Source organism: Mycobacterium farcinogenes, assembly GCF_019739075.1.
In the GTDB taxonomy this organism is placed as follows: Bacteria; Actinomycetota; Actinomycetes; order Mycobacteriales; family Mycobacteriaceae; genus Mycobacterium; species Mycobacterium senegalense.
Window position 1 is genome coordinate 5237457 of sequence record NZ_CP081673.1, and the last position, 15667, is coordinate 5253123.

The 15667-nt window shown below is 66.6% G+C and carries 17 protein-coding genes; 8 read left to right on the forward strand and 9 right to left on the reverse strand.

Going from position 1 to position 15667, the window contains the following annotated elements; translation table 11 throughout:
- Nucleotides 1-10 precede the first annotated feature (10 nt).
- From rplQ to infA, 7 genes are all read right to left on the reverse strand, one after another.
- Complete coding sequence (gene rplQ, locus K6L26_RS24990) at nucleotides 11-553, reverse strand: 50S ribosomal protein L17 (RefSeq protein WP_019347689.1); 543 nt, start codon at nucleotides 551-553, stop codon at nucleotides 11-13.
- A 58-nt stretch (nucleotides 554-611) separates the two neighbouring features.
- The gene (locus K6L26_RS24995; RefSeq protein WP_019347690.1) at nucleotides 612-1667 is read right to left on the reverse strand and encodes a DNA-directed RNA polymerase subunit alpha; all 1056 of its coding nucleotides are present in this window, start codon (nucleotides 1665-1667) and stop codon (nucleotides 612-614) included.
- A gap of 75 nt (nucleotides 1668-1742) precedes the next feature.
- Nucleotides 1743-2348, reverse strand: a complete 606-nt coding sequence (gene rpsD / locus K6L26_RS25000; RefSeq protein ID WP_019347691.1) for a 30S ribosomal protein S4 — start codon at nucleotides 2346-2348, stop codon at nucleotides 1743-1745.
- A 15-nt stretch (nucleotides 2349-2363) separates the two neighbouring features.
- Nucleotides 2364-2777, reverse strand: a complete 414-nt coding sequence (gene rpsK, locus K6L26_RS25005; RefSeq protein WP_004571524.1) for a 30S ribosomal protein S11 — start codon at nucleotides 2775-2777, stop codon at nucleotides 2364-2366.
- Between the two features lie 5 nt (nucleotides 2778-2782).
- Entirely contained in the window at nucleotides 2783-3157 is a 375-nt protein-coding gene (gene rpsM, locus K6L26_RS25010) for a 30S ribosomal protein S13 (RefSeq protein ID WP_019347692.1), read from the reverse strand.
- 186 nt (nucleotides 3158-3343) lie between these two features.
- On the reverse strand, nucleotides 3344-3457 hold the full coding sequence (gene rpmJ, locus K6L26_RS25015) for a 50S ribosomal protein L36 (RefSeq protein WP_003879483.1): 114 nt from the start codon (nucleotides 3455-3457) through the stop codon (nucleotides 3344-3346).
- A gap of 86 nt (nucleotides 3458-3543) precedes the next feature.
- Nucleotides 3544-3765, reverse strand: coding sequence for a translation initiation factor IF-1 (gene infA, locus K6L26_RS25020; protein ID WP_003418601.1), 222 nt, complete (start codon nucleotides 3763-3765; stop codon nucleotides 3544-3546).
- Between the two features lie 327 nt (nucleotides 3766-4092).
- On the opposite strand from infA, the gene K6L26_RS25025 reads away from it, so the two are divergent.
- From K6L26_RS25025 to K6L26_RS25060, 8 genes are all read left to right on the forward strand, one after another.
- On the forward strand, nucleotides 4093-4587 hold the full coding sequence (locus K6L26_RS25025) for an NfeD family membrane protein (RefSeq protein ID WP_221851901.1): 495 nt from the start codon (nucleotides 4093-4095) through the stop codon (nucleotides 4585-4587).
- Between the two features lie 39 nt (nucleotides 4588-4626).
- Nucleotides 4627-6156, forward strand: coding sequence for a flotillin family protein (locus tag K6L26_RS25030; RefSeq protein ID WP_036389024.1), 1530 nt, complete (start codon nucleotides 4627-4629; stop codon nucleotides 6154-6156).
- Nucleotides 6157-6192: 36 nt separating this feature from the next.
- A complete protein-coding gene (locus tag K6L26_RS25035) occupies nucleotides 6193-7884 on the forward strand; it encodes an NAD(P)/FAD-dependent oxidoreductase (protein WP_036389025.1) in 1692 nt (563 codons plus the stop codon).
- 33 nt (nucleotides 7885-7917) lie between these two features.
- Nucleotides 7918-9405, forward strand: coding sequence for an ATP-binding protein (locus tag K6L26_RS25040; protein WP_019344835.1), 1488 nt, complete (start codon nucleotides 7918-7920; stop codon nucleotides 9403-9405).
- Nucleotides 9406-9741: 336 nt separating this feature from the next.
- Nucleotides 9742-10605 carry an LLM class F420-dependent oxidoreductase gene (locus K6L26_RS25045; protein WP_221851902.1) on the forward strand — a complete coding sequence of 288 codons (864 nt, stop codon included), beginning with the start codon at nucleotides 9742-9744 and terminating at the stop codon, nucleotides 10603-10605.
- 36 nt (nucleotides 10606-10641) lie between these two features.
- Entirely contained in the window at nucleotides 10642-11493 is an 852-nt protein-coding gene (locus tag K6L26_RS25050) for an LLM class F420-dependent oxidoreductase (protein WP_036389028.1), read from the forward strand.
- A gap of 25 nt (nucleotides 11494-11518) precedes the next feature.
- Nucleotides 11519-12514: a dTDP-glucose 4,6-dehydratase gene (gene rfbB, locus K6L26_RS25055; protein WP_036389029.1), complete on the forward strand. Its 996-nt coding sequence runs from the start codon at nucleotides 11519-11521 to the stop codon at nucleotides 12512-12514.
- Nucleotides 12511-13122, forward strand: coding sequence for a dTDP-4-dehydrorhamnose 3,5-epimerase family protein (locus K6L26_RS25060; protein ID WP_221851904.1), 612 nt, complete (start codon nucleotides 12511-12513; stop codon nucleotides 13120-13122). Before rfbB ends, K6L26_RS25060 begins: the two co-directional genes overlap by 4 nt.
- Here the strand turns inward: K6L26_RS25060 and K6L26_RS25065 are convergent.
- Entirely contained in the window at nucleotides 13113-14534 is a 1422-nt protein-coding gene (locus K6L26_RS25065; protein WP_221851906.1) for an APC family permease, read from the reverse strand. The two genes, K6L26_RS25060 and K6L26_RS25065, sit on opposite strands and share 10 nt — an antisense overlap.
- Complete coding sequence (locus tag K6L26_RS25070) at nucleotides 14531-15655, reverse strand: DmpA family aminopeptidase (RefSeq protein WP_221851908.1); 1125 nt, start codon at nucleotides 15653-15655, stop codon at nucleotides 14531-14533. Before K6L26_RS25070 ends, K6L26_RS25065 begins: the two co-directional genes overlap by 4 nt.
- Nucleotides 15656-15667 lie beyond the last annotated feature (12 nt).

Below are 15667 nucleotides of genomic sequence, written 5' to 3' on the forward strand. Positions count from 1 at the left end.
GGATGCCTGATCAGGACTTGGCTTCATCCTCAGAAGCTGCCTCGTCGGCCGGAGCCTCTTCGGTGGCGGCCTCTTCGGTCGCCTCGACCTTGGCTTCCTCCGCAGCTTCCTCGGCCTCGTCAGCCTTGGGAGCCTCAGCGGCCTTGGCCTGTGCGGCGGCGGCGCGACGAGCACGATCCGCCTCAGAGGTCACGGTCTTCTCCCGCACCAGCTCGATGACCGCCATCGGAGCGTTGTCGCCCTTACGGTTCTCGACCTTGATGATGCGGGTGTAGCCACCCTCACGATCGGCGAAGAAGGGGCCGATCTCGGCGAACAGGACGTGCACGACGTCCTTGTCGCGGATCTTCTTCATCACCTCGCGCCGGTTGTGCAGCTCACCCTTCTTGGCGTGGGTGATCAGCTTCTCGGCGTACGGACGCAGCGCCCGGGCCTTAGGCTCGGTCGTCTTGATGCGACCGTGCTCGAACAGCGAGGTGGCCAGGTTGGCCAGGATCGCCTTCTGGTGTGAGGACGACCCGCCGAGGCGAGCACCCTTGGTGGGCTTGGGCATTGCGACTATCTCCTAAATGGGGCCGGTCCCCGTATCAGGTAGGACCGGGACGGATTTGTTAAAGCTGCTCGGTCTCGGCGTAGTCCTGGGTGTCATCCAGGTCGTAGCCGCCGGCGTCCGCGGTCCAGGTGCCGGTCGCGGCGTCGTAGCCGGCGACCTCAGACGGATCGAACGTGGCCGGGCTGTCCTTGAGCGAGAGACCCAGCTGGTGCAGCTTGATCTTCACCTCGTCGATGGACTTCTGGCCGAAGTTGCGGATGTCCAGCAGGTCGGACTCCGTGCGGGCGACGAGCTCGCCCACCGTGTGCACACCCTCGCGCTTGAGGCAGTTGTACGAACGGACGGTCAGGTCCAGGTCGTCGATCGGCAGCGCGAAGCTGGCGATGTGGTCTGCCTCGGCCGGCGACGGGCCGATCTCGATGCCCTCGGCCTCGACGTTGAGTTCGCGTGCCAGACCGAACAATTCGACCAGGGTCTTGCCGGCCGACGCCAAGGCGTCACGCGGGCTGATCGAGTTCTTGGTCTCCACGTCGAGAATCAGCTTGTCGAAGTCGGTGCGCTGCTCGACACGGGTGGCCTCAACCTTGTAGGTCACCTTCAGCACGGGGCTGTAGATGGAATCGACCGGGATACGGCCGATCTCGGCACCCGAGGCCTTGTTCTGCACGGCCGGGACGTAGCCACGACCCCGCTCGACGACGAGCTCGACCTCGAGCTTGCCCTTGTCGTTGAGGGTGGCGATGTGCATGTCCGGGTTGTGGACGGTCACACCGGCCGGCGGCACGATGTCACCGGCGGTGACCGCACCCGGGCCCTGCTTGCGCAGGTACATGGTGACCGGCTCGTCCTCTTCGGAGGACACGACCAGGCCCTTGAGGTTCAGGATGATGTCGGTGACGTCTTCCTTCACCCCGGGGACGGTGGTGAACTCGTGCAGCACACCGTCGATGCGGATGCTCGTCACCGCTGCGCCCGGGATGGACGACAGCAGCGTGCGCCGCAGCGAGTTACCCAGCGTGTAACCGAAACCCGGCTCCAGCGGCTCGATGACGAACTTGGAGCGGTTGTCGGCGAGGGTTTCCTCGGACAGTGTGGGTCGCTGAGAGATCAGCATGGTGTTTCTTCTCCTTCTCGGCACCCGCTATTTGATGCCGTCTGGGTACCTACCGGCCGGATGACCGGTAAGCCATTACTTCGAGTAGAACTCGACGATGAGCTGTTCGGTGAGCGGCACCTGGATCTGGGCGCGCTCGGGCAGCTGGTGCACCAGGATGCGCTGACGCTCCCCGACGACCTGCAGCCACGACGGGACCGGACGCTCGCCGGCGGTCTGCCGCGCAACCTCGAACGGCAGGGTGTTGAGCGACTTCTCCTTGATGTCGATGATGTCGTACTGCGACACCCGGTAGCTCGGGATGTTCACCTTGACACCGTTGACGGTGAAGTGGCCGTGGCTGACCAGCTGACGCGCCATCCGCCGGGTCCGGGCCAGGCCCGCACGGTAGATGACGTTGTCCAGGCGGCTCTCCAGGATCTGGAGCAGGTTCTCGCCGGTCTTACCCGACTGGCGGTTGGCCTCTTCGTAGTAGCGGCGGAACTGCTTCTCCAGCACGCCGTAGGTGAAGCGAGCCTTCTGCTTCTCCTGCAGCTGGGTGCGGTATTCGCTCTCCTTGATCCGCGCACGGCCGTGCTGGCCGGGCGGGTAGGGGCGCTTCTCGAACGACTGATCTCCGCCGACCAGGTCGACGCCGAGACGACGCGACTTGCGGGTGGCGGGGCCGGTGTAACGTGCCATTTTCTTTTATCCTCCCTAGACCCGGCGCCGCTTGGGCGGACGGCAGCCGTTGTGCGGCTGCGGAGTGACGTCGGAAATCGCGCCCACCTCGAGGCCTGCGGCCTGCAGCGAGCGGATGGCGGTCTCGCGGCCCGAGCCCGGACCCTTGACGAACACGTCGACCTTCTTCACGCCGTGCTCCTGCGCCTTGCGGGCAGCGTTCTCGGCGGCCAGCTGCGCGGCGAACGGGGTCGACTTACGCGAACCCTTGAAGCCGACGTGACCCGACGACGCCCAGGCGATGACGTTGCCCTGGGGGTCGGTGATCGAGACGATCGTGTTGTTGAATGTGCTCTTGATGTGAGCAGCGCCGTGCGGGACGTTCTTCTTTTCCCGGCGACGGGTGGTCTTGCCGCGCTTGGCGCCGGCAGCCTTCTTCGGGGGTGCCATCGGGGTTACCTAGCCTTCTTCTTGCCGGCGATGGTGCGCTTGGGGCCCTTGCGGGTACGCGCGTTGGTCTTGGTCCGCTGGCCGCGCACGGGCAGACCGCGGCGGTGCCGCAGGCCCTGGTAGCAGCCGATCTCGATCTTGCGGCGAATGTCGGCCTGCACCTCGCGGCGCAGGTCACCCTCAACCTTGAGGTTGCCTTCGATGTAATCGCGCAGGATGGTCACCTGATCGTCGGTCAGGTCCTTGGTGCGCATGTTCTTGTCGATGCCCGTCGCGGCGAGAATCTCGTTCGAACGGGTACGGCCGATGCCGTAGATGTAGGTCAGCGCGATCTCCATGCGCTTGTCGCGCGGAAGATCAACGCCTACGAGGCGTGCCATGTGGCGGTGTTCCTTCTTCTCTGCGGAGGTCTGGTCCCAGCCCGTTCCCTTCAGCCCCTAAGGGCTCCAAGGGGTCCGGCCTCCGTGCCGGACGTGGATGAGTGCTCATCGCTTGTGAGCGGCGGATCCGCTCAGTGGTGCTGGGAGTTCATCATTCAGTTGTGGTGTGATCCGTCAGCTGACGGATCAGCCCTGCCGCTGCTTGTGGCGGGGATCGCTGCAGATCACCATGACCCGCCCATGCCGGCGGATCACCCTGCACTTATCGCAGATGGGCTTGACGCTCGGGTTCACCTTCACGGCTGTTTCGATCCTTCTGGCTTGTTGGTGTCATGCAGACACGCATGTCACCGTTTCTCGTCGTTACTGGTCGGGCTTCTATCGGGTCACTTGTACCGGTACACGATGCGGCCCCGGGACAGGTCGTAGGGCGAAAGCTCCACCACTACGCGGTCCTCGGGCAGGATGCGGATGTAGTGCTGCCGCATCTTGCCGCTGATGTGGGCCAAGACCTTGTGTCCGTTCTCCAGCTCAATGCGGAACATCGCATTGGGCAGAGGTTCGACCACGCGACCCTCGACCTCGATGGCACCGTCTTTCTTGGCCATACTCTTCGGCGATCCTTGCTTTCGTTTCGTAGCTTCATCAGTCACAATGCAGCCCGTCGTGCTGCGGAAACCGACCAACTTCAAAACGTGAGCCGGATCGAGGCAGAGCAGAAACTCAGCAGTTCCAAGACGGGGCACGCAAAAAGTCGGCGCGATAGCCGCACCGTTGGTCCACAATACCCGTTCAACGGGCTGTACCAAAATCACGGCTGATCAGCTGCGGCCACCGAATATCTCCGCTCCGGATTGGTGCGCCGCGGAGCCCCGGAACAGGCGAGAATAGTACGGACTGATCCGCGCTCGGAGAACGGAGACCACGAGCACGTGATGGCTGTGTATCTGGCCGCTTTCGTCGTCGGCGGCATCGCCGTTTTGGCCGCCCTGCTGCTGGCCGATGTCGGGCACGGGGACGGGATGCCGTTCCTGAGCCTGACCGGGCTGTCGGTCGCCCTGCTCGGCGCCGGCACCGGCGGTCTGATCGGCACCTGGCTGGGGTTCGGCACGGTCTGGTCGGCCGTGCTGGCCGCGGCCTGCGCCGTCGTCCTGGTTTTCACCCTCAACGGCCTGCTGCTGCCCTACCTGCGTCGCCAGCAATCCAACTCGCATCGGGGCCGCTCCTCCTACGTCGGCCTGCTCGGCACGGTCACCCTCGAGGTACCGCCGGGCGGCTGGGGCGAGGTGTCCTTCGTCGACGCCGACGGCAACCGGGTGTTCTCCCGCGCCAAGAGCGACGAAGCCGATGCTCTGCCCAAGGCCACCCGCGTCTACATCTCCGACATCGATCCCGACTTCGTCCACGTCGTCTCAGTTCCAGAGACCTGAGCAGTACCCCGAGCACCGAACCTTCAGAAAGGCACCATCGTGTCCCTGTTGCTCATCGTCGTCCTCGCCGCCATCGCCGCGATTCTGATCCTGGTGGTGTTGCCGATGGTCTACGTCAAGAACTACATCAAGGTGCCGCCCAACGAGGTGGCCGTGTTCACCGGCCGCGGCACGCCGAAGGTGGTCCGCGGCGGCGCCAGGTTCCGGATGCCCGGCATCGAGCGGGTCGACATCATGAGCCTCGAACCGTTCAACGTCAGCATCAATCTGCAGAACGCACTGTCCAACAACGGTGTGCCGGTCAATGTCGAGGCAGTAGGGCTGGTGCGCATCGGCTCGGCCGACGAGGCCGTGCAGACCGCGGTGCAACGCTTCCTGACCTCCGACCTCAACGAGTTGCAGCGCCAGATCAACGAGATCCTGGCCGGCTCGCTGCGCGGCATCACCGCGACCATGACCGTCGAGGACCTCAACTCCAACCGCGACAGCCTGGCCCGCAGTGTGGTCGAAGAGGCCGGCGGTGACCTGGCCCGGATCGGCATGGAGGTCGACGTCCTCAAGATCGCCGGCATCTCCGACGCCAACGACTACCTGAAGTCCCTCGGTCAGCGCCGCATCGCCGAGGTCAAGCGGGACGCCACGGTCGGTACCGCCGAGGCCGAGCGCGACGCGCAGATCCAGTCGGCCAAGGCCCGCCAGGAAGGGTCCATCGCCCAGGCCGAAGCGGACACCGCGATCGCCACCGCCAACCAGAAGCGCGACGTCGAGCTGGCCCGGCTGCGTGCGCAGACCGAGGCCGAGAACGCCCAGGCCGATCAGGCCGGACCGCTGGCCAACGCCCGGGCCCAGAAAGACGTCGGCATCGCGATCGAGCAGGCCGAGGCCGCCCGGGTGCAGGCCCGTATCGAGGTGGAGCAGCGCCGCGCCGAACAGGCCCAGGCTGCCCTGCAGGCCGACGTGATCGCCCCGGCCGAAGCGAAGCGGCAGGCAGACATCGCGATCGCCGAAGGCCAGCGCCAGTCCTCGATCCTGGCCGCCGAGGCCGCCGCCGAGACCGAGCGGCGGAAGGGCCAGGCCGAGGCCGATGCCCGTAAGGCCGCCGCCGACGCGTTGCGGGTCGAGAAGCAGGCCGAAGCCGACAGCCTGCAGGCCAAGCTGGTCGCCGAGGCCGCCGGTAAGAAGGAACTGGCCGATGCGCTGCGGGTCGAGCAGCAGGCAGAAGCCGCCGGTATCGAAGCCAAGCTGCTGGCCGAGGCCAACGGTAAGAAGGAGATCGCCGCCGCGCTCAACGGCTACACCGCCGACGCGGCACGCCTGCTGATGCTGCCCGACGTGCTGGCCTCGGTGGTCAAGGCCACCGAAGCCGCCGCCGCACCGCTGGCCGAGATCGACCGGCTGTCGATCATCGGCGGCTCGAGCGACACCCAGGGCGCGGTCGGGAACCTGCTCGGGATCAGCCCGCTCGCGGTGTCCAACATCTTGGAGTCGCTCAAGGCCTCGGGAATCGATGTGGCCGCCATGCTGCAAGGGTCGAATTCCACCAACGGGGACAGCGCACACACGAGCTGAGAAAACTGCTGGCGGCGGGGCGCATAATTACTAGCGATGACCGGCCCCGCCTCTGCGCCCCGTAAACCCGTGATCCTGACCGTCGACGACGATCCCGCGGTCTCTCGCGCGGTCGCCCGCGACCTTCGCCGCCACTACGGCGAGCGCTACCGCATCGTCCGCGCCGAATCCGGCCCGGACGCCTTGGAAACCCTCAACGAGCTGAAGCTGCGCGGCGACACCGTCGCGGTGTTCGTCGCCGACTACCGGATGCCGCAGATGAGCGGCATCGAGTTCCTCGAATCGGCCATGGACCTCTACCCGATGGCCCGGCGCGTGCTGCTGACGGCGTACGCCGACACCACTGCGGCCATCGACGCCATCAACGTCGTCGACCTCGACCACTACCTGCTCAAGCCGTGGGACCCGCCCGAGGAGAAGCTGTACCCGGTGGTCGACGGCCTGCTGGAGGCCTGGCACGCCGTCGGCGACCGGGCCATCCCGCACACCAAGGTGATCGGGCATCAGTGGAGTTCGCGGTCCTGGGAGGTGCGTCAGTTCCTGGCCCGCAATCAGCACACCTTCCGGTCGTTCACCACCGACGAACCCGTCGGCCGCCAGCTGCTGGAGGCCGCGGGGCTGGACGGCCTGCAGCTGCCGGTGGTGATCACCGAGGGCGGCGAGACCCTGGTCGAACCCAGTGACGGCGAGCTCGCCGACATGCTGGGGTTGTCCACCACCCCGTCGCTGACCATGTACGACCTGGCGGTGATCGGCGGCGGCCCGGCAGGTCTGGCCGCGGCGGTGTACGGCGCCTCCGAAGGCCTCAAGACCGTGCTGATCGAGGGCACCACGACCGGCGGGCAAGCCGGCCGCAGCTCCCGGATCGAGAACTACCTGGGCTTCCCGACCGGGGTGTCCGGTGCCGAACTGGCCACCTCAGCCCGCAGGCAAGCCGAGCGCTTCGGCGCCGAGGTGATCACCACCCGCGAGGCCGTCGCCCTCGACATCGCGGGCGCGGCCCGCACCATCACCTTCGCCGACGGCGAGACCATCGGGGCCCGCGCGGTGATCCTGGCCACCGGTGTCGAGTACCGCCAGCTCCCGGTGCCGGGCTGTTGGGCCGATCCGGACAACCCGAACAATTACGTCGGCCGCGGCGTGTACTACGGCGCCTCGGTGTCGGACGCCTCCGAATGCAAGGGCGAGGACGTCTACATCGTGGGCGGCGCCAACTCGGCGGGACAGGCCGCGATGTTCATGTCGCGCGAAGCCAAGTCGGTGACGCTGCTGGTGCGCGGCCCGTCACTGGAAGCCTCGATGTCGTACTACTTGATCCAACAGATCGAGCAGACACCCAACATCTTCGTGCGCACCTGCACGGAGGTGGTCGGTGCCATCGGCGAGGACGACCATCTCGTGGGCCTGGAGTTGGTGGACCGGCAGACCGGGGAGCACGAGGAAGTCCGGGCGACGCGACTGTGCTGCTTCATCGGCGCCACCCCGCGCACCGAGTGGCTCGACGGCGTGGTGGCCCGCGACGACCACGGGTTCATCCTGGCCGGCCCCGATCTGCGCGACGTGTGCGGCTGGTCGCTGGAACGACCGCCGCATCACCTGGAAACAAGTGTGCCCGGTGTGTTTGTTGCAGGAGACGTGCGAGCCGAGTCCGCCAAGCGGGTAGCTGCCGCCGTCGGCGAAGGATCGATGGCCGTGATGCTCGTGCACCGCTACCTGGCAGAAGCGTAACGGCCGGCAAGGCCTGAGGATTTGAGGACGGATATGGGCGAGATGTGCGTGCGGGACGAACTTCGGACACTGTTTTTGTTCGAGCATCTTTCCGACGCACAACTCGACACGTTGTGCGAGGCCGGCAGCATCGAGACGTTCCCGGCCGGCCCGATCGTCACCGAGGGTGACCCCGCCACCTGTTTCTACGTGATGCTCGACGGTGAACTGGTGATGTCGAAGCGCTCCGGCGGCGTCGACATCCAGACCAATCGCACGTCGATGCGCGGGGTGTACTTCGGCGCTTGGTCCGCCTACATCCCCGGTGAAGAGCATGTCTACGAAGCGTCGGTTCGGCTGACCAAGCCGTCACGGGTGTTCGTCCTGGACGCCAACGCGTTCGCGAGTTTCATGCAGTCGCAGTTCCCGATGGCGGTGCACCTGCTGGAAGGCCACAAGGTCGGTGGCCGGCGACAGAGCCAGATCATCGGTCAGCGCGAAAAGCTGCTGGCGCTCGGCAACATCACCGCGGGCCTGACCCACCAGCTGAACAACCCGGCCGCGGCCACCGCGCGCGCCGTGGCCGACCTGCGCGAAGGCGTCGGCAAGATGCGGCACAAGCTGGCGATGCTGGCCGACGGCAAGTTCACCCCGCAAGCCTTGCGGATGCTGGTGACCATCCAGGACGAGGTCGCCGAACAGGTCGCCAAGAACAAGGGGTTGGAGCTCACCGCCCTGGAGACCTCCGACCGCGAGGACGAGATGGGCGACTGGCTCGAGGACCACGACATCGTGGGTGCCTGGGACTACGCCCCGACGTTCGTCGAAGCCGGTCTCGACATCGACTGGCTGGAACGCATCTCGGCTTCGGTTGACGACGCGCTCAAGGACGGTGAAGCGTCGGCGACCCTGCAGGCGGCTCTGGGCTGGCTGAAATACACCATCGACACCGAGTTGCGAATGAACGAGATCGCCGAGGCGAGCAAGCGGATCTCTGCGCTGCTGGCCGGCGCCAAGCAGTACTCGCAGATGGACCGCGGTGATTATCAGAGCGCCGACGTACACGAACTGCTGCGCAGCACGCTGATGATGTTCGGCGACAAGATCGGTAAGGACAAGCCGGTCACCCTGTGCAAGGAACTCGACAAGTCGCTGCCCGAATTGCATTGCTATCCAGGCGATCTCAATCAGGTCTGGACCAATATCATCGACAACGCCATTCAAGCGATGGACGGCCACGGCAGGCTCACGCTGCGCACCAGCCGAGAGACCGACGAGATGATCCGGGTGGAGATCTGCGACGACGGACCGGGCATCCCCGCCGAGGACATCAGCCGGATCTTCACCCCGTTCTTCACCACCAAACCGTTCGGTGAGGGCACCGGGCTCGGCCTGGACCTGGCCTGGCGCATCGTGGTGGAAAAGCACCACGGGGATCTGCGGGTGCAGTCCAAGCCCGGTGACACCCGTTTCATCGTGCTGTTGCCGCTGCAAGCGCCCGCGCCGGAGGGACAGGCCTCCGAGTCGCAAGCGTCGGAGTAGCGGAGCCGGCTGATCTGCCGGTACCAGTTCGCCCGCGATTGTCACGCTGGAGTGGCCGTCGGCGCCGAGCGCCACGCTGGAGTGACAACGCGCCCCGGCGCCGAGGCCGCGCCGTCCCCAATGTCACGCTGGAGTGGCCGTCGGTGCCGAGCGCCACGCTGGAGTGACGACGCGCCCCGGCGCCGAGGCCGCGCCGTCCCCAATGTCACGCTGGAGTGGCCGTCGGTGCCGAGCGCCACGCTGGAGTGACGACGCCCGCGTCGGAGTAGCGGCCAGATCCAGAATCAGCGTGATTCGCCAGGAATAGGTCCCGGACGCACCCGGGTTGAGACGTTCATGACCCAGACCACAGCGGGCGCCAAGCCCGACCTCGGCACATTCGGAGCGTTCGGCCACTACGCGCAGTTCCAGCAGCTGTCGCCGCAGCAGTTGCGGGATATCGAAGGGCTGGGTTACGGCGCGATCTGGGCCGGCGGATCGCCGCCCGCCGAACTGGAGTGGATCGATCCGATCCTGGCTTCCACCACCACTTTGCAGCTGGCCACCGGCATCGTGAACATCTGGAGTGCGGCCGCCGGTCCGGTCGCCGAATCGTTTCACCGCATCGAGGCCGCCTACCCCGGCCGGTTCCTGCTGGGCATCGGGGTCGGTCACCGCGAGGCCATCGGCGAGTACCGCAAGCCGCTCGACGCTCTCACTGACTACCTCGACAAACTCGATGAGTACGGCGTGCCGAAGAACCGCCGGGTGGTAGCCGCTCTCGGCCCGAAAGTGCTCAAACTGTCGGCCACTCGTTCGGCAGGAGCACATCCGTACCTGACCACACCGGAGCACACCGCACAGGCCCGCGAGCTGATCGGGCCGGACGCGTTCCTGGCTCCCGAACACAAGGCGGTGCTCACCACCGATGTGGACAAGGCCCGATCGGTCGGGCGCAAGGCACTCGACATCTACCTGGGTTTGAGCAACTACCTCAACAACTTCAAGCGCCTCGGCTTCACCGATGAGGACCTGGCCAAGCCGGGCAGTGACCGCTTCATCGACGCTGTCGTCGCGCATGGCACGGTGGACGAGGTGGCCGCGCGGCTGCGAGCGCATCGCGACGCGGGCGCCGACCATGTGCCTGTACAAGTGTTGACCTCACCGGACAAACTGGTACCGGCGCTGGCCGAACTCGCCGGGCCGCTCGGCCTGGCCTAGAAGCGCAGACAGACCGCGATAGAAAAGGACTCGTAGATGACCGAATCGCTTTCGCTCAAACCGGATCTGGGCCGCTACGGGGTGTGGACGTTCGGGGCGGTGCAGCCTGACCAGGCCGCCGAAATCGAGAAACTGGGTTACGGCGCGCTGTGGGTGGGCGGCTCCCCCGCCGCCGACCTCGCGTTCGCCGAACCCATCCTCGAGCGCACCGAAGGTCTTCAGCTGGCCACCGGCATCGTCAACATCTGGACCGCCGACGCCGCGGCGGTCGCCGAATCGTTTCATCGCATCGAAGCGGCACACCCCGGCCGCTTTCTGCTGGGCATCGGCGTCGGGCATCCCGAACACACCGACGAGTACCGCAAGCCCTACGACGCACTGGTGGAATACCTCGACGCGCTGGACGCGGCCAAGGTTCCGACCAGCAGGCTGGTGATCGCCGCGCTGGGCGACAAGGTGTTGCGGCTCGCGGCCAACCGCAGCGCGGGCGCACACCCCTATCTGACGACTCCCGAGCACACTGCCCATGCCCGCGACGTGCTGGGCGAGTCGGTGTTCCTGGCTCCCGAGCACAAAGTGGTGCTGAGCACCGACGGTGCCGCGGCCCGCGCGATCGGACGCGACACGGTCGACTTCTATCTGAATCTGAGCAATTACCTGAACAACTGGCGTCGGCTCGGATTCACCGAAAACGACATCGCCAAGCCCGGCAGCGACAAGCTGATCGACGCGGTCGTCGCGCATGGCACGGCAGACGCCATCGCGGCGCGTTTGCAGCAACATGTCGCCAACGGCGCCGACCATGTCGCGATTCAGGTACTCGGCGGCAAAGACAAGCTGATCCCGACGTTGACCGAGCTCGCCGGACCGCTGGGTCTCAAAAGCTGAGGGGTTTGCCCATTAGGGTTGACCCATGCGGCTACTGGTCACCGGCGGCGCCGGGTTCATCGGGGCGAACTTTGTTCATCTCGCCCTCCGGGAGGCACTCACCACATCGGTGACGGTGCTCGACGCCATGACGTACGCGGGCAGTCAGGAATCGCTGGCGCCGGTGGCCGACCGTATCCGGCTGGTGCAGGGCGACGTCGCGGACGCCGAGCTGGTGAACACGTTGGTGGGCGAGGCCGACGCCGTCGTGCACTTCGCCGCCGAGACCCATGTCGACAACTCGGTGGCCAACCCGCGACCGTTCCTGCACAGCAACGTGATCGGGACGTTCGCGATCCTGGAAGCCGTGCGGGCACACGGGGTCCGGTTACACCACATCTCCACCGACGAGGTGTACGGCGATCTCGAGCTCGACAGCCCGGCGCGGTTCACCGAGGGCACGCCGTACAACCCGTCGAGCCCGTACTCGTCCACCAAAGCGGCCGCCGATCTGCTGGTGCGGGCCTGGGTGCGCTCTTATGGTGTGCGCGCCACGATTTCGAACTGCTCCAACAACTACGGCCCGTACCAGCATGTGGAGAAGTTCATCCCGCGCCAGATCACCAACGTCCTCACCGGCCGGCGTCCGAAGCTCTACGGCGCGGGTGCCAATGTCCGCGACTGGATCCACGTCGACGACCACAACCGCGCGGTGTGGCAGATCCTCACCAAGGGCGGCCTCGGGCAGACGTATCTGATCGGCGCCGAGTGCGAGCGCGACAATCTCACGGTGATGCGCACCCTGTTGCGGCTGATGGGCCGTGACCCCGATGACTTCGACCATGTCACCGACCGGGCCGGGCATGACCTGCGCTATGCGATCGATCCGTCGGCCCTGCACGACGAACTGGGCTGGGCACCCGAGCACACCGATTTCGACGAGGGGCTGCAGGCCACCATCGACTGGTATCGCGACAACGAATCCTGGTGGGGCCCATTGAAAAATAAGGTGGAAGACACGTATTCGGAGCGCGGCCAGTGACCGCGCGCGAGCTCAGCGTTCCCGGCGCCTGGGAGATCACGCCGAAGCTGCACGGCGATGCACGCGGGCTGTTCTTCGAATGGTTCACCGAGGCGGGCTTCACCGAGATGACCGGGCATCGCTTCGATGTGCGGCAAGCCAACTGCTCGGTGTCGGCGGCCGGGGTGCTGCGCGGGGTGCATTTCGCGGAAGTGCCGCCCAGCCAAGCCAAGTACGTGACGTGCGTGCGCGGTGCGGTACTCGATGTGGTGGTCGACATCCGGGTCGGCTCGCCGACCTTCGGGCAGTGGGATTCGGTACTGCTCGACGATCAGACTCGGCGTTCGGTCTACCTGTCCGAAGGGCTTGGACACGCTTTCCTTGCGCTGCAGGATGATTCGACCGTGATGTACCTGTGCTCGGCGCTGTACGCCCCGGAGCGGGAACACACCATCTTGGCCACGGGTTTCGGGATCGACTGGCCCATCGAAGGCGAACCGGTGTTGTCCGAGCGCGACGCGGCCGCCCCGACCCTGGAGCAGGTGCGGACCGCGGGGCTGTTGCCGACGTGGGACCAGGCCCGCGCGTTCGTCGACGAATTACGCGCGCGGGCCCGGCATCAGGCCTGAGCCGGTTGCGGCCGGCGCGCCAGTGCGCCCACCAGTAGTCCGGCGAACGGAATGGCAGCCAGGATCGCGCTGAGGGTCGCGCTGCCACCGGTCACCAGGGTGAAGTTGGTGAGCACCAACCACAGGCTGCCCAACAGTCCGGCACAAGCCAGGATCGGCGCGATACGGGTCTGCCAGAGGCGTCCGCTCGCGTGCTCGGCGTGGCGGAGGAAGTAGACCAATACCGCCACTGACGTGGTGAGCATGAGCAGAACCATGCCGACGGTGGCGACTCCGGCCATCGACCCGAACACACCGACCAGCGGGTCGACTCCGAGCACCGCGAGGATGCTCACGATCACCGTGGCCGTGACGGTCTGCACGAGCGACGACACAGACGGCGAGCCATGCCGGCCGTGCACGACTGCAAGAGGTTTGGGCAGCAAGCCTTTTCGGGCCAGCGCGAACTGATAGCGAGCGATCACGTTGTGGAAGGACAGGACGCAGGCGAACAGACTGGTCAACAGCAGCACGTTGACGATGTCGCGCCCCAGCCGGCCCAGGTTGTCGTTCGTGGTGTCCAGCAGCATGTTGGCGTCACCGTCGAGGGTGCGTTGGGCTACCTCCGCGACCTGGTCGGGGCCGATCGCCACGACGAAGGCCCAGCAGGTCACTGCGTAGAAGCCGCCGATCAGCAACACCGCGGCGTAGGTGGCCCGCGGGATGGTGCGCTCGGGATCGCGAGCCTCGTCACGGAAGACCGCCGTGGCTTCGAAACCGATGAATCCGGTGAGCGCGAACAGCACCGCGATGCCGAGCACGCCGTCGGTGAATACCGCCGGTGTGAAGGACGCCAGGCTGAGCCCGGCTGGCCCGGGGTGGGCCACGATCACCAGGTCCAGCAGGACCACGATGCCGATTTCGCAGACGAGGGCGACGCCGAGCACTTTGGCGCTGAGTTCGATGTGCCGGTAGCCCAACAGGGCGACGATTGCCAGAGTGGCCAAAGAGTAGACCGGCCATGGTATTTCCGGACCGCCGTAGAACCGCACCGTGTCACCGATGGCCCAGCCGATGTATCCGTAGATGCCCACCTGGATCGCGGTGTAGGCGATCAGGGCGACTGCGGCGATGCCGCTGCCCAGGCGCGGGCCGAGTCCCAGCGTCACGTAGGAGAAGAAGGCGCCGGCCTCCGGCACGTAGGGCGTCATCGCGACGAACCCGATGCTGAACACGAGCAGCACCAGGGCCGCGATGATGAATCCGACCGGAGCCCCGGCGCCGTTGCCCAAGCCCATGCCCAGCGGCATGTTGCCGCCGATCACGGTCAGCGGCGCGGCGGCGGCGACGACCATGAACACCACGCCGACCGGGCCGAGCCTTCCCTGCAGACGTTGATGTTCCCCGCTGGTGACGGTGTCCGGCGTGCTCAATGTCCCTCCAACAGCAGTGCGGCGTGCAGCAGTTTGTGGTCGAGGGCGTGCGCGGTCAGCCCGCCCCGGCCGGTCAGGGTCTCGGCGGCCACCAGCGCGTTGACGATGGCTTCCTCGGTGGCCTCGATCACCAGATCGAACAGCCGGGTCATGAGCTGGGGCGCCATCATGCGCACCCCGATCTCGGGGCGCTCCACGTTGACGTTCTCGTCCCAGGCGTAGGGCGGGATGCCGCGGTTTCCGGTGGAGAAGGCCAGCATCAGGTCACCGCTGTATTGCTCGCCGGTCCCGCCGAGACGGCCGACGGCCAGGGCCGCGCGCTGCGCCAGGCGCGTGCACTGGTGCGGCAGCAGCGGTGCGTCGGTGACGATGACCACGATGATCGAGCCGGAGCCGGGCTGGTAGGCCATCGGCGGGTCGGGCGTGGGAATCAATTCCGGGCCGATCAACTCGCCGACGTGCACGCCGCTGATCCGCAGCCGCTCGCGTCGGCCGTGGTTGGCCTGGACCAGAGCGCCCACGGTGTAGCGCCCACCCGCGGTGTCGGTGACCCTGGAGGCGGTACCGATGCCGCCTTTGAAACCGTGGCAGATCATCCCGGTTCCACCGCCGACGTTGCCCTCGGCCACCGGTCCGTCGGAGGCCGCGGCCAGCGCGGCGTGGACGTGTTCGGCGCGCACGTGGTGACCGTTGATGTCGTTGAGCAGCCCGTCGTAGGTCTCCCCCACCACCGGCAGTGACCAGTACAGACCCTCGCCGCGAGCCTGCACCTGAGCGTCGACCAGCGCATCGCGCACCACCCCGACGCTGTGCGTGTTGGTCAGGGCGATGGCCGTGGTGAGCTCGCCGGATTCGCGGATCCACTCCAGCCCGGTGAGTTCGCCGCTGCCGTTGAGGCGGTGCGCGCCGGCGAACACCGGCTCGTTGAAGATGCCGGGATGCGGGACGACGACGGTGACTCCGGTGTTCACCGGATTCGGGCCGGGCAGCTGGATCGTGGTGTGGCCGACGCGGACCCCGGCCACGTCGGTGATGGCGTTGTGCGGACCGGTGGGGTGTTCGCCCAGCACGACGCCGATGTCACGGGCGCGCGGTCTCGGCTGTTGGGAGCCATTCGTCATACGGCCTCCGTC